This is a genomic window from Clostridium sp. AF32-12BH (genome assembly GCF_003477935.1).
In the GTDB taxonomy this organism is placed as follows: Bacteria; Bacillota; Clostridia; order Lachnospirales; family Lachnospiraceae; genus Brotaphodocola.
In genome coordinates, this window is sequence record NZ_QUEH01000010.1 from 21,115 (window position 1) to 35,082 (window position 13,968).

A 13,968-nucleotide genomic window follows, 5' to 3' on the forward strand; every position below is an offset into this window, starting at 1 on the left:
TTTTTGCTGCTCGTTCTTTTTATTTATGGAAAAAGAAAGGAACAGGAGGATTTGACGAAATGTCAGAAGGTAACAAAATGAAAGAAATGCCAGTGAATAAGCTCATGATCCAGATGGGAATCCCTATGATCTTATCCATGGCACTGCAGGCTGTCTACAACATCGTGGACAGTGCGTTCGTCGGCAATATGAAAACAGGAAGCGAATCGGCATTGAATGCCCTGACGCTGGTATTCCCGGTGCAGATGCTTATGGTTGCGATCGGAGTCGGAACAGGCGTTGGAACCAATGCGCTTCTTGCAAGGACACTGGGACAGGGAAACAGCAAAAAGGCAGCAAAGGTCGCAGGCAACAGTCTGTTTCTTGGCGTGATCATTTATGCAGTCTGTCTTTTGTTTGGATTGTTTGGTGTGGGTGCCTATATCTCTTCCCAGACAGTAGACCCGGAGGTCCTTTCCATGGGAATCAGCTATCTGCGGATCTGCTGTGTAGTCTCATTCGGAATCATCTTCTTTTCCCTGTTTGAAAAACTGCTTCAGGCAACCGGACGCTCTCTTTATTCTACCATCGGTCAGGTCGTTGGTGCAGTTGTCAATATCATTCTGGATCCGATCATGATCTACGGTCTTGGACCGGTACCGGAAATGGGGGTAAGAGGTGCTGCTTATGCAACAGTCATTGGCCAGGTGGTTTCTGCGGTACTTCTGCTCATCTTCCATCTCAGACTGGATCATGAGTTTGAGCATGATATAAAGTATATGAAGCCGGATATGCGGATCATCGCAGAGATTTATTCCATCGGACTGCCGGCGATCATTGCGCAGGCGCTGATGTCCATTATGGTATATGCTATGAACCTGATCTTAAAATTCAGTCCGTCTGCGCAGACGGCATACGGCCTGTTTTATAAGGTGCAGCAGTTTGTATTGTTCCTGGCATTCGGACTTCGCGATGCCATTACGCCGATCATTGCATTTGGTTACGGAATGCGCAGCAAAAAGAGAATCAGCGATGGCATCAAGTATGGTCTTTTGTATACCCTTGTGCTGATGATCTTTGGTGTAGCGATCACTGAATTTTTCCCAGGCGCATTTGCAACGTTATTTAACGCCGGACAGTCCAGAGAATCCTTTATCGGTGCGATGCGGATCATTTCCATCAGTTTCATTTTCGCGGGAATGAATGTGGCGTATCAGGGCATTTACCAGGCACTGGACGGCGGTATAGAGTCTCTGGTGATTTCCCTTTTAAGACAGCTCATCATCATTCTGCCGCTTGCGGGAATCTTCTCTGTATTTGTGCGGAACGGCCAGGCAGGAGTCTCTTTGATCTGGTGGGCATTCCCGATCACAGAGCTTGTGTCCTGCGTGGTGGGATATGTATTTTTACAGCGGATACGGAAAACGAAGGTTGGTAAATTAGCATAAAGGAGGAAATACTATGGCAAAACGAATCATTACGATCAGCAGGGAATTTGGCAGCGGCGGTCGTTTTATCGGCGAAGAAGTGGCGAAGAAACTGGGAATCGCATACTATGATAAGGATATTATCGGCAAGATTGCGGAGCATGCCGGATTATCCCCGGAATATGTTCTGGAAAGCAGCGAATTATCCCCAAGAAAAGGCCTGTTTGCGTATGCGTTTAGCGGGCGTGACGCAACCGGGAAATCCATGGGGGATATTGTTTATGAGGCACAGAGGAAGGTGATTTTAGATATTGCAGAGAAAGAATCCTGTGTCATCATTGGCCGGAATGCGGACTTTATATTAAAGGGCCGGAGTGATGTATTGAATGTTTTTATTCATGGAAATATGCCGGAGAAAACAGAGCGGATCAGCCGTCTGTACCATGTGACAGAGGCGGAAGCTGTGAAGATGATGGAAGATATCGATAAGCGGCGCCGGACAAATTACAACTTTTATACCGAGCAGAAATGGGGAATGGCAAGCAATTATGCGCTGGCATTGAACAGTTCAGAGCTTGGATATGAGCACTGCGAAAGCATGATCATAGAGTGTGCAAAGTGAGTGTGAGAAACAAAAAATCACTTACATTTTTGAAAAAAACAGGGAATAATTAAGGTACAAATCCAAGTACAATTTACATGAAAAACGAGATCGTTTCATTCAAATTTACTGAGTGAACGGTCTCGTTTTTTCATTCTTATGCATACTGAAAAAGTATTTTCGTGCGCAGTATAAGATTGTGTCCGAGGTGACAAATGAGGATGGTTCGATCGTGATCGAGATCAAAAAGCAGTATAATTCTACGCCGGTGGGGGATTATCTGAAGTAACAATTTATTTATTTTTACCATGCAATCTGCAGAATAATCTGAAGCGCGTAGCATGCAAAAGCCAGCAATACAGTTGGTACAATAAATTTTAATCCTTTCACAAACTCATCACAGCGGCGGTGAAGTTTCACCAGATTTCCATTCACGGTTTCCCGGTACAATGCGATCAGGCGAAGCCTTGCCGCCTCTTCTTCCATTTCTTCGAAATGTTCTTTCCGCATGATATCCGGGTCCATTCGGGTAATCTGCTCGGGCTGCAACAGACGCATGAAAAATACCAGGACAAAAGCATATGCACCCATCACGCCAATGCAGGTTAAAATATATAATACAGAGACAAAAAGCTGCAGTCCATCCTGAGGCTTTTCCAGTTGGGAAAGTCCATTAAACAAGCCAATAATAAATACAAAAAAGAATCCGCAGAATGTAATGGTGATATAGACTTTATTATCCAGTTTGTTGCTGCGGTCAAACTGGTTTTCATATTCGGTAGTCAGGCTGGTTAATTCCAGTTGGCTTCCGGTTGCAGGATTTTGAGTTGTCGTGTTTGGCATATGTTAGTCATCTCCATTCTTGAATTTTTTCTTGATTTTTCATATAGAGGTATTTATAATAACTATAAAAGAAAGCAGCCACTCCTGTCATGAGTGCTTTCCTTTTTTAGTATATCATGCGAACATTTGTTTCACAATCATATTATAAACAATATTGGCTAACAATGAACGAGGGGCGAAAGCTCCTGCAGCCGCCATGCATGGTGGCTGCAGGAACTTTCGCCCCTTTGATACTTACTGTGTGATATTGTTTATTCAGCCAATAGCTTCGCAGTAACCTCATCAAGGTGTTCGCGAATCGCGATATGCTGCGGGCAGACTGCTTCGCACTTACCGCATTTGATGCACTGGTCAGCGCGTTTGCGGCCGTGACTGTCTACCAGCCAGTTCTCCTGGTGCAGGGCACTTGCCTTATCGCCGTAGAGAGTTAAGTAGTTCATGGCGGTAAAGGAACCGGAGATACCGATTTCCATCGGGCATACCTTTGCGCAGTAATTGCAGGTGGTACACGGGATCAACGGGATGCGGTTTAATTCCTCTTGTGCTTTCTTAAGAGTTTCTTTCTGTGCATCGGTAAGACCGGTAAAGTCTTTCATGTAGGATAAGTTATCCTGCATCTGTGCGATGTTGCTCATGCCAGAAAGTACGGTGATAACGCCGTCCAGACTTGCAGCAAAGCGGATTGCCCAGGATGCAACGGAAGAATCCGGTTCTGCATTTTTTAAGATCTTGGCAACGGATTCCGGCGGGGTAGCCAGCATGCCGCCCTTGACCGGCTCCATGATGATGACTGGCTTGCCATGCTTTCTTGCTACTTCATAGCAGGCTCTGGACTGGATGGCCGGGTTCTCCCAGTCAGCATAGTTGATCTGCAGCTGTACGAACTCCATTTCCGGATGTGCAGTTAAGATTGCCTCCAGCTCTTCCGGGGTAGAGTGGAAGGAAAAACCAAGATGTTTGATGAGGCCTTCCTGCTTCTTTTCCTGCAGCCAGTTCCACAGATCAAAACGGTCGAAGAACTCTGTGCGGCTTTCTCCGAGGTTGTGGAGCAGGTAAAAATCAAAATAGCCTGCTCCGGTCTGCTTTAAAGAGGTTTCGAACTGTGCGTGAGCCTCCTCTTTTGTCTTGCAGTTGATCCATGCGGCATTCTTGGTAGCGAGCTGGAAGCTTTCACGCGGATAGCGCTCTACCAGAGCCTGGCGGATGGCATCCTCAGAGCCTGCGTAAGCCCATGCGGTATCGAAATAGGTAAATCCGGCATCCATAAACATGTCTACCATCTGTTTTGTCTGTTCTACGTCAATCGTTTTTTCGTCTAATTTCGGCAGGCGCATCAGGCCAAAGCCGAGTTTCTTAATATCACGACCCAGATCACTCATGTTCTCATCCTCCTTAGGGTGCTGTTAATGATAATCAATTATATTTTACAACCCGAAGTTGACTTTACGTCAAGGATTTTTTGATAATCTGTCTTCAATATCACCTTTTCAAGTTGCAAGCTGGATAAATAATTCAGATGTTTCTGAACTCCTGTTGGTTTTGTGGCAGCCTAGATAAACGATTTGGGAAACTGGCAGCGGCAGCGCCTGATAATCCACACTTTTGCAGGCACGACACCATGCATGGGTGAGATATACCCCCTCGTTTTGTGCAACGAGGTCTAAAATTGTGGATAAGTTGGCCGCTGACCGGATTTTTGGTGCAAAACCAAGTTTATTGAAAAAGTGGTAGAGATTCTGGATTTTCCAGGTAGATACATCGTGTTCTGGTAATAAAAAGGATGAGTCCTGGAAACAGGAAATATCTGTCGACTCTGGGCAGGATGCGGCATAAAGGAGCACCTGGGAAATTTCAGCAAATGGCTGTATAGACAGCGGATTTTCATCGGTAAAAAGTTTCCCGCTATCAGAAAACCGGCTCCAGACTGGTGGCGCTGCGGTCAGAATTAGATCGCAGCGTCCCTGCTCCAGTATTTCTGGTAGTTCTGATTCTGGATAACAGGTAAACTCCAGATGTACTGGTGTGAATATAGAAGCTGCAGCATCAAGAAAACGGGTACGAAAATGAGACGGATCGACATCATCCGGATAAGCAATCCGAATGATGCTGATTCCGTCTTTTTTCTGCGCGTTCAGCTTATTTTTTAACAGATCAAGCTGAAAACGACACTGCTGAAAGTAGTCGTGATAAGCCTGGCCAGCCGGGGTCAGGGAAAGTGTGCGGCCGGAGCGGGTAAAAAGGCTGCAGCCAAGTTCTTCTTCTAACTGCCGGATCTGTTTGCTGATCGCGGGCTGACTCACCGAAAGAACCTGGGCGGCTTCCGTGAAGCTGCCGTGTTTTACGATGGTGAGGAAGTATTGTATTTCCAGACTGTTCATGATTTCTCCTTTGCAGATGGCAGATTAGCCGTTTTCGTGCTTGCGCTGGTGCGGATGTTGGTGCTGCTGCAGATTTGTTACTTCTTTTCTATATAATTCCGTATAGTCTCTTCTGATGCGTTGACGGTTCCCTGCACCATCTCTCCCTTGCCGCCGCCTTTTCCTCCAAGTGTTTCATGGAAGGTCTTAGAGAAGGCCTTCAAGTCTACGGATTCGCTTCCGAGAATATAGCGGTAACCGTCTTCGTCATTTCCCAAAAAGATGCTGCAGATGCCCTGGCATTTGCTTTTTCCCTCGTCTACAAACCGGCGAGCCACGTTTTTGTCCACATCTTTTTCAAAAACGAGATAGTTTTCCATATGCTCTGGGAGATTTTCCAGAATCTGCTCCATGGCACGGCTCTGCGTCTGGATCAGTTTTTCTTTCCAGGATTTTGCTTCGTCCTGAAGCCGTTTTACGGCCTGGGCGCTTTCTTCGGGCTTTGCGGACAGCATGCGGGAGATTTCGCGGATGTTACTTTCTTTCATGCGGTAATCTTTTAAGGCGCGGAAGCCGCATACCATGGTCACACGGGTGCCGCCTTTGTATTTGATTGCGTCGATCAGGCGGATGATTCCAATCTCTCCGGTGCGCTTTACATGCGGTGCGCAGCAGGCGCAGACATCGTAGCCAGGAATTTCAACAATACGTACCTGACCGGTCAGCTCTTTTTTGCTGCGGTACTCCAGCTGGTCCAGTTCTTCTCTGGACGGGTAGGTGACCAGAATCGGAAGATTTTTTACAACGGCTTCGTTTGCTTCCAGCTCGACGTTCTGTAATTCTTCTTCGGTGAATGTCCCGTTAAAGTCCATAGTGACCAGTTCCTGTCCGAGATGGAAACCTACGTTGTCATATCCGAATGTACGGTGCACGATACCGGAGACGATGTGCTCTCCGGTGTGCTGCTGCATTTGGGAGAAGCGCTCGGGGTAGTCGATGCGACCTTCCACTTCGGTTCCCGCATCCAGTGGCTGATCGGTATAGTGGATGATCTGCCCCTCCTTTTCCTGAACATCCAGTACCTTTGCGGTTCCTAAAATTCCGGTGTCGGCGTACTGGCCGCCGCCTTCCGGGAAAAATACGGTCTGGTCAAGAATGACCTCGTAGCAGTTCTTTTTTTCGTTTCTTTCGCAGGAGATTACGGTTGCGAGGCAGCTGTCCTGGTGGCTGTCTTTATAATATAATTTGGTTGTTTCCATAGTCGGTGTTACCGGTCCTTTCTTTGCTGTCATGGTATCTTTCTCATCTTAGAAAATGTTTTTGTCATTTCTTTTGGTTTGGGGATGGTTCGTCTGTATCTGTTTTTAATGCAAACTGGTTTTTCCAGAAATCCAGCAGTCCTTCTTTTTTCATTTTACTAAGCTCTGCCGACAGGGCGCTGCGGTCGACCTCCAGGTAATCTGCAAGCTGCTGGCGGTTGAAGGGAATGGAAAAATTCCGGCTTCCTTCCCTGGCTGCCTGGGCGGAAAAATAGGAGATCAGGCGTCCTCGGATCGATTTTGGAGATGTATGCATGATGCGTTCGGACAATCCGAGATTTTTTCTTGCGGATGCCATGAGCAGATTCCGGATTAGCTGGCTGTGGTGGCTGCAGGTGGTCTGACAGGTGGTCAGTACCCGCCCGATGTCCAGAAACAGAATGTCGGAGTCCTGGTCTGCAACGACATTGACCATGAGCGGTTCGCCGGGAACACAGGCGTAGGTTTCCGCAAAGATCTGCCCCGGTCCGGCGTGACCGAAGATACTGCGGTTCCCAAAAAGGTCATCCCGCTCGATGGTCACACTGCCGGACAGGACGATTCCGAGGTCCTTTACCAGATCGCCCATATATAAAATGATTTCGCCTTTCTGGTAATGCTTTTCCCTTGCGTAAAAACATTTCATCATCTCGTTTACCTGTTCTGGGGTGCTGCCGCGAAACAGGACGGTCTGAGCGAGGAACTGATTATCCATGGTATTTCCTTTCTTCTCGAAAATGTTGTTCTAACAACATCTTTATGAGACTCATTATAGTATAATCTGCCTGTACAAGCAAGAAAACAACAAAAAGTATATTCACATATCGATTTTTTATTAGGAGGAAGAGAACATGGTTCGAAGAGTGATTCATATTGACCAGGAGAAATGCAACGGCTGCGGTATCTGTGCCAATGCCTGCCACGAGGGAGCAATCGGGATCGTAGAGGGAAAGGCACAGCTTTTGCGCGATGATTACTGCGATGGACTTGGTGACTGTCTGCCGACCTGCCCGACCGGAGCGATCACTTTTGTAGAGCGTGAGGCAGCTGCCTACGATGAGGCTGCGGTGAAAGCGCATATGGAACGCCGCAAGCAGGAGCAGGCTGCCACTCAGGCATCAGACACACACAGCAGCGCTGTTCAGGAAGCATCTGCATCTACCGGATGTCCGGGAAGCCGCGCACGTCAGATCGTTCATGAGGAGACTCCGGCATTTACCGGATGTCCGGGAAGCCGCGCGCGTCAGATCGTGCATGAGGAAACCCCGGCATTCACCGGATGTCCGGGAAGCCGTTCGCAGCAGATCGACCACGCGGAGGAAGCAGCAGAGGCAGCGCAGAATGAGGCAGCAGCACCATGTTCCATGCAGTCCCAGCTGACAAACTGGCCGGTACAGATCAAGCTGGCGCCGGTGCGTGCACCTTACTTTAATCATGCACGCCTGCTCATTGCAGCTGACTGTACCGCTTATGCGTATGCAAATTTTCACCAGGAATTCTTAAAAGGCAAGGTGGCTCTGATCGGCTGTCCGAAGCTGGATGATGTGGATTACAGTGAAAAACTGACCGAGATCATCCGCAACAACGATATCCAGAGTGTCACCATTGTCCGCATGGAGGTTCCTTGCTGCGGCGGTCTGCAGCATGCAGCTATGACGGCGCTGCAGAACAGCGGAAAGTTCATTCCGTGGCAGGTTGTTACGATTTCTATCGACGGAAAGATTTTGGACCAGGCATTCTAAGCAGGTCGCTTTATGGCTGACACTGTGAGAAACGTCTCATTTTAATGAAATTTTTTGGCTCGTTTCCCGGAGTTAACTGTGGCGGCTTTTCCTTGCAAACTGTCTGGTGCAATGATAGAATGAGAGCAGATACGGAGCAGTTATAAGTTATAGGCGAGAGAAAACGTTATGACTGTTTTCAGAAACGTATCACCAGTAACAGATAAACGGAGGAAAAAATTATGAGATTACGCCACATCCGGGGCGCAGAGGAAGCCATTACGAGCAGTCCTTTCGTCATTCAGGAGCCGAAAGAGCATCGTGGCCATTTTAATGAGTTGTTTGGCAATGCAAATCCGATCGAGATCGAGGTTGGAATGGGAAAAGGCAAATTCATCATGGAGCTGGCGCAGAAACATCCGGAGACGAATTTCATCGGCATTGAGCGTTATTCCAGCGTGTTGCTGCGGGCGCTTCAGAAACGGGAAGAGCTGGAGATTCCCAATATATATTTCATGTGTGTGGACGCAAAAGAGCTGGGCGAGATTTTTGCGCCCGGGGAAGTCGAAAAGATTTACTTAAACTTCTCGGATCCGTGGCCAAAGGACCGTCACGCAAAGCGCCGCCTGACTTCACCGGATTTCATGAAGGTGTATGACCAGGTTCTTGCAAAGGACGGCCGTGTGGAATTCAAGACGGATAACCAGGATCTGTTCACCTATTCTCTGGAGGCAATTCCGGAGGCAGGATGGCAAATCGAGGCATTTACCCGAGACCTTCATCACAGCGATATGGCTGAGGGCAATGTCATGACCGAGTATGAGACCAAGTTTTCTGCAATGGGGAATCCCATCTGCAAGCTGATCGCAAGCCGCTAGGCGATGCTGACCGTTGCTGGCATATTGGCGGTCAGGAAATGCCGTGTGCGGCGGAATCAAAAGCGGGCGGACCAAAGCAGAATCTGCAGGATGCAGACATCTGCGATAAAAATGAGATGCCGTCAGGACCGGATATGTGAGTGAATAAGTCAGATCTGCATATACTATCGGTAAAGAAATGCTGCTGTTCATGGGCAGGAATTTCCTGAGTGGAAAATCCCGCTGCTAAGTGCGTCTGCCGCGAACGGCAGCATAGAAACCGGTGATGCATATGTCAATCAAGAAAAAACTGGTCCGCTGTCTGCGCAGTGCTACCTGCGATAAGGAAGCCTTAAACCGCCGCATTTTAAAATGGCGCAAGTGTTTCAAAGAGGTGGAAAAGGAGCTGAACCGCTGCAAGAAATGCTGACATGCGATATGCAGACGAAAACCTGGATATTGCAGCAGTACAGATGGCAGGAGTCAGATAGCATCCGAGACAGATACACAGGGAAACATATAGCGGAAGAAAAGGAGGAACTATACTATATGGAAAGAAAATTTACATCTGAGAATTTTGAAGCTGAGGTATTAAAATCAGAAAAGCCGGTTTTGGTAGATTTTTATGCAGACTGGTGTGGTCCGTGTAAGATGATGGCACCGGCAGTTGAGGAACTGGCAAACGAGCAGGACGATGTGATCGTCGGAAAGCTGAATGTGGACTTCGCTCCGGAGCTTGCCCGTACTTACAAAGTATTCTCGATTCCTACCCTGATTCTGTTTAAAAATGGAGAAGCCGTGGAAAAACGCGTTGGCGTCCAGAGTAAGACAGAGCTGGAAATGCTGATAAAATAAGGCTTTTTGCCCCATCAAAAGTCGACCGGAAAAAAATTGAAAAAAATTTAAAAAAAGTGTTGACTTTTGGTGGGACTTAGGATAGAATAATGAACGTGCCGCTGAGACAGCAACAAACAAGCGGGACAGAAAAAATTAAATAAGCGCCTTTAGCTCAGTTGGTAGAGCAGTAGACTCTTAATCTATTTGTCCAGGGTTCGAGTCCCTGAAGGCGCATTATAAAGGCACTGATTTTGCAGACAGAGAGCTGCGGGGTCGGTGTTTTTTGCTATATAGATTTTGCGGCAGCATTAGAACTGAAATTCAGAAAGGGGATACATTCCAATGAAAATCCTGCACAATCTGCTTGGTATTTTATGTGGCTTTGCGCTGATGATCATCTTACTGATCACTTCGATTGAAGCGGTTACTTACTGGACTCCGGGTTATTACGAAAAAGAATATGCGAAATATGGTGTTTTGCAGGATGTTCATATGGAAATGAATGATCTTTTGGATGTTACGGACCAGATGATGGCATATCTGCGTGGAAACCGGGAAGATCTTCATGTCCCGACTGTGGTGGACGGGCAGCCCCGTGAATTCTTCAACGACCGGGAAATTGCCCATATGGAGGATGTGAGAGGATTGTTTTTGGGTGGACTTGCTCTTCGCCGGATCAGTATTGGGTTGATCGTAGTCTGTGTGGTCCTGCTGTTTGCACGGAAAGCAGATGTGCGCCGGGTGCTGCCGAAAATGATCTGCGCAGGATCAGCCTTGTTTTTTGCAGTGCTGGCGATCCTTGCTGCAATCATATCCACAGATTTCAATAAATATTTTATCATCTTCCATCATATCTTTTTCAATAATGACTTATGGCTGCTGAATCCGGATACGGATCTTCTGATCAATATTGTTCCGGAGCCATTCTTTATGGACACGGCCGCGCGCATTGCCGTAACTTATGGAGTATCTGTTCTTGCAGTATTTGCAATTTGTCTCATTATCCTTTATTATAATGATAGAAGGGGTAAAAAAACGAAAATCTGATGCAGGTTTGCCTGTGAATTGGTTTTCGATCGCATGCCCCAAGATCATAAGAATATCGCCGGACAAGGAAAACCCATCCTTGCCCGGCTTTTTGGGAGATAAAACAGAATGAAACGAATACTGACTCTATTGCTATGCCTGACTTTGCTCACCGGCATCTCTGTTTCACCGGCACTGGCGGCTCCAGACTGGCCGTCGAATGTTTCGGTGGAAGCGGAAGGCGCCATTCTTATGGATGCCCGTTCCGGAGCCGTTCTTTATGGAAAAAACTTACATGCAGTGTATTATCCGGCCAGCATCACCAAGATCCTGACTGCCCTGATCGTCATTGAGCACTGCAACCTGGATGATGTAGTGACCTTTTCCCATGATGCGATCTACAGTGTGGAGCAGGGAAGCAGCAGTGCGGGAATGGACGTAGGCGACAAGATGACGGTGCGGGATTGTCTGTATGCCATGCTGCTGAAATCGGCGAATGAGGTTGCCAACGCACTGGCAGAGCATACTGCCGGTTCTATCAAAAATTTTGCAGTTTTGATGAATGCCAAGGCAAAGGAACTGGGATGTCAGGAGAGTCATTTTAACAATCCGAGCGGACTGAACGACCCGCAGCACTATACCTCGGCTTATGACATGGCGCTGATCGCGCAGGCCGCTTTTCAGAATGAGACGTTTGTCACCATTGATTCCAGTCTTTATTACGATCTGCCGCCGACCAGACACAATCCGGACGGATTCCGGGTGTATCCGGGACATCGTATGTTAAAGAAAAATGCGCCGCAGTATTATGCAGGCGTGATCGGCGGCAAAACTGGTTATACCACGCTGGCTGGAAATACATTGGTAACGTGTGCGGAAAAAAACGGAATGAAGCTGATCACGGTGATCTTAAATGGTCATCAGACGCATTACAGTGATACCAAAGCCCTGTTGGATTTTGGATTTGCCAATTTTCAGTCAGTGAACATTGCGGATGCGGACAGCACGTATTCCTCAGTCTCAAATGACATGACCATTGCCGGACTTCCGGCGGCAGACTTGTCTGTGCTGCATATGCAGAAAGAATGCTATGTGACACTGCCGAAAACGGCAGATATTTCGGAAGCCCAGTCTTCGATCCGTTATGATCTGCCGGAGTCTGCCCCGTCTGCAGCGGTGGCCCGCATTTCCTATCAGTATAATGACCGTCAGATTGGGGCAAGTTATCTGCTGCACAAGGAGACCGCGGAGGAAACAGAACCGGCCGTTGCAAGCGTTCAGGCAGAAACGAATACGGAAACAGAAACCGGAGTGGCAGAGGAAAGCAATGCATCTGTGGGAGCAGGAAGCCGTCAGAGCGCACAGACGGAAAGCGGATTGGAGGCAGAGACTTCGTTTGATCAGGATCCGCTTGCACTTGCCGAAACGGATCCGCTGGCATCTTCCGAAGCCGAAGAAAAGCAAAGTCCTTTTGGAAAGCGCAAGACCGGGTTCCATCTGAACATTCCTCCGGCATTCTGGATCATTGTTGGAGCAGCTGCGGTGGCTGCGATCATTGGTTCCGGACTCCTCACGGCAAAATACCGGATCGAGAAAAGGGAAGAGGAAGAGCGCTCCGCGCGCTATGAGCGCCGCAAGCAGCGTCTGCAGGATATTGGCATGACGACCTCGGAATTTGACATGATGCTTCAGCAGAAACGTTCCGATTCCGCGTTAAAGCAGACGAAAGAAAAACACAGACCGAAAAAACATAAATCATTTCTGGACGATCCGAAGAAGCATTATTAAACTGGTTTCATGGTCCACAATAAAAAACTTCCGTAATCTGAGAATAGATCACGGAAGTTTTTTTGTGCGTTTTTGTTTTCGTTTTGCTCGGTTTCGTTCTGCACGTTTTTTACGGACATCTTCTTTTCGCTGCAGGATCGCCTGTGCGCCTTCTTCGTCCGTCAGCTTTAAGGTTTTTACTACGAATACCGATTCGTCCTCTACTTTTTTCATGCGGATCTTGCCTTTGAGGAATCCATGTTCCGGACAGAGCGCCAGGGCAAAATAGGTTTTCTGGTTTGGTGTAAACCAGCGGACTTTTTTGCGCAGCATACGGCCGCAGCGGTAGCACATCATCTCGGTGACGTTCTTGCTTGCCATGGCTTCTTCTTTGGTGTCAAAGACCCGGGAAACATATTTGGAGTAGCCGGGAAAGGTTATGCGGATTTCTTCTTTCCTATTAGAAGGAAGGCGGTAATAATCGACGGACAAAAATGGCAGAATCATCTCTGGTCCTGGCGTGTTTCCAAGCATGGTGAGCAGTTTCCCCGTGTAGTAAGCGTCGTCTAAGGCCCGGTGAAAGGGACGCGCTTCCATAAGCTGTTGTTCTTCTACGGCAGAGTCCAGGGAAATTCTTGCGTTGTCGCGGCAGAAAAGCCCGTAAAGCTTTTGTACGTCATAATAAAAAAGTGGTTTCGGAAAAGGATTTTCCATGTGGTAAAAATCCATATTTCGCTGCAGTTCTAACAGATCCATGTTTCCCCAGGTACAGAATACGGCATCCTCCCCACACCAGGAAAGAAACTCCGCAGCGGCATCCGGAAACAGGTCGCCATCTTTTTGCAATTCCTTCATATTCATATGGGTTACTTCGGAGATTGCGTGATGCATCTGTGTGTAGACCTGCGGGCGGATGAGCCGGTGGAATTCGCCGGTCATCTGAAATGCTTCATTCAGTTTTACAGCCCCGATTTCGATAATTTCAAAGGGAAAATGCGGAATGGATTTTTCTTTTCCATTTGCGCTCTGATTCCATTCTAAGTCAAATACAATGTAGTTCTTCATAATGGAATTATTATAGCATACCCGCTGCAGTTTGCCTAGGGCGGGAATTTGCTGCTGTTTGCGTAATGCATGAACAGGAATGAACAGAATGCTTCTGTTTGCGTCTTGCAGGAACTTACAGTTTCCTTACAATACGAAAAACAATGCTTTTTTGCGTGCGCAATTTTGCCGGATATAGTATAATTGTAGT

14 protein-coding genes and 1 tRNA gene are annotated in these 13,968 nt (G+C 47.5%); 9 read left to right on the forward strand and 6 right to left on the reverse strand.

Annotated elements, in window-relative coordinates; translation table 11 throughout:
• The first annotated feature begins 59 nt into the window (after nt 1–59).
• Nucleotides 60–1,427, forward strand: a complete 1,368-nt coding sequence (locus tag DWZ40_RS11115; protein ID WP_118543113.1) for an MATE family efflux transporter — start codon at nt 60–62, stop codon at nt 1,425–1,427.
• 13 nt (nt 1,428–1,440) lie between these two features.
• A complete protein-coding gene (locus DWZ40_RS11120) occupies nt 1,441–2,028 on the forward strand; it encodes a cytidylate kinase-like family protein (RefSeq protein WP_118543114.1) in 588 nt (195 codons plus the stop codon).
• Nucleotides 2,029–2,310: 282 nt separating this feature from the next.
• Here the strand turns inward: DWZ40_RS11120 and DWZ40_RS11125 are convergent, their stop codons facing one another.
• The 5 genes from DWZ40_RS11125 to DWZ40_RS11145 all read right to left on the reverse strand — a co-directional run bounded on the left by DWZ40_RS11125 (nt 2,311) and on the right by DWZ40_RS11145 (nt 7,220).
• Nucleotides 2,311–2,850 (reverse strand): hypothetical protein, encoded by a 540-nt coding sequence (locus DWZ40_RS11125; protein ID WP_118543115.1) that lies wholly within the window; start codon nt 2,848–2,850, stop codon nt 2,311–2,313.
• A gap of 251 nt (nt 2,851–3,101) precedes the next feature.
• Entirely contained in the window at nt 3,102–4,229 is a 1,128-nt protein-coding gene (locus DWZ40_RS11130) for an aldo/keto reductase (protein ID WP_118543116.1), read from the reverse strand.
• Nucleotides 4,230–4,337: 108 nt separating this feature from the next.
• Nucleotides 4,338–5,228: a LysR family transcriptional regulator gene (locus DWZ40_RS11135; RefSeq protein WP_118543117.1), complete on the reverse strand. Its 891-nt coding sequence runs from the start codon at nt 5,226–5,228 to the stop codon at nt 4,338–4,340.
• Nucleotides 5,229–5,305: 77 nt separating this feature from the next.
• The gene (locus DWZ40_RS11140; RefSeq protein ID WP_243035317.1) at nt 5,306–6,499 is read right to left on the reverse strand and encodes an alanyl-tRNA editing protein; all 1,194 of its coding nucleotides are present in this window, start codon (nt 6,497–6,499) and stop codon (nt 5,306–5,308) included.
• Nucleotides 6,500–6,530: 31 nt separating this feature from the next.
• Nucleotides 6,531–7,220 carry a Crp/Fnr family transcriptional regulator gene (locus tag DWZ40_RS11145; RefSeq protein WP_118543118.1) on the reverse strand — a complete coding sequence of 230 codons (690 nt, stop codon included), beginning with the start codon at nt 7,218–7,220 and terminating at the stop codon, nt 6,531–6,533.
• A 136-nt stretch (nt 7,221–7,356) separates the two neighbouring features.
• On the opposite strand from DWZ40_RS11145, the gene DWZ40_RS11150 reads away from it, so the two are divergent.
• From DWZ40_RS11150 to DWZ40_RS11175, 7 genes are all read left to right on the forward strand, one after another.
• Nucleotides 7,357–8,247: a 4Fe-4S binding protein gene (locus DWZ40_RS11150; protein WP_118543119.1), complete on the forward strand. Its 891-nt coding sequence runs from the start codon at nt 7,357–7,359 to the stop codon at nt 8,245–8,247.
• A 221-nt stretch (nt 8,248–8,468) separates the two neighbouring features.
• Nucleotides 8,469–9,104 carry a tRNA (guanosine(46)-N7)-methyltransferase TrmB gene (gene trmB, locus DWZ40_RS11155; RefSeq protein ID WP_118543120.1) on the forward strand — a complete coding sequence of 212 codons (636 nt, stop codon included), beginning with the start codon at nt 8,469–8,471 and terminating at the stop codon, nt 9,102–9,104.
• Between the two features lie 271 nt (nt 9,105–9,375).
• A complete protein-coding gene (locus DWZ40_RS19575) occupies nt 9,376–9,513 on the forward strand; it encodes a hypothetical protein (protein WP_154106737.1) in 138 nt (45 codons plus the stop codon).
• 8 nt (nt 9,514–9,521) lie between these two features.
• Nucleotides 9,522–9,938, forward strand: coding sequence for a thioredoxin (gene trxA, locus DWZ40_RS11160; protein WP_347560075.1), 417 nt, complete (start codon nt 9,522–9,524; stop codon nt 9,936–9,938).
• 143 nt (nt 9,939–10,081) lie between these two features.
• Nucleotides 10,082–10,154 (forward strand) — tRNA-Lys (locus DWZ40_RS11165).
• Nucleotides 10,155–10,262: 108 nt separating this feature from the next.
• Nucleotides 10,263–10,967: a TIGR01906 family membrane protein gene (locus tag DWZ40_RS11170; protein ID WP_118543121.1), complete on the forward strand. Its 705-nt coding sequence runs from the start codon at nt 10,263–10,265 to the stop codon at nt 10,965–10,967.
• A 108-nt stretch (nt 10,968–11,075) separates the two neighbouring features.
• Nucleotides 11,076–12,734 carry a D-alanyl-D-alanine carboxypeptidase family protein gene (locus DWZ40_RS11175; protein WP_118543122.1) on the forward strand — a complete coding sequence of 553 codons (1,659 nt, stop codon included), beginning with the start codon at nt 11,076–11,078 and terminating at the stop codon, nt 12,732–12,734.
• Nucleotides 12,735–12,782: 48 nt separating this feature from the next.
• Here DWZ40_RS11175 and DWZ40_RS11180 read toward each other — a convergent pair whose 3' ends face one another.
• The gene (locus tag DWZ40_RS11180) at nt 12,783–13,778 is read right to left on the reverse strand and encodes a 3'-5' exonuclease (protein WP_118543123.1); all 996 of its coding nucleotides are present in this window, start codon (nt 13,776–13,778) and stop codon (nt 12,783–12,785) included.
• Nucleotides 13,779–13,968 lie beyond the last annotated feature (190 nt).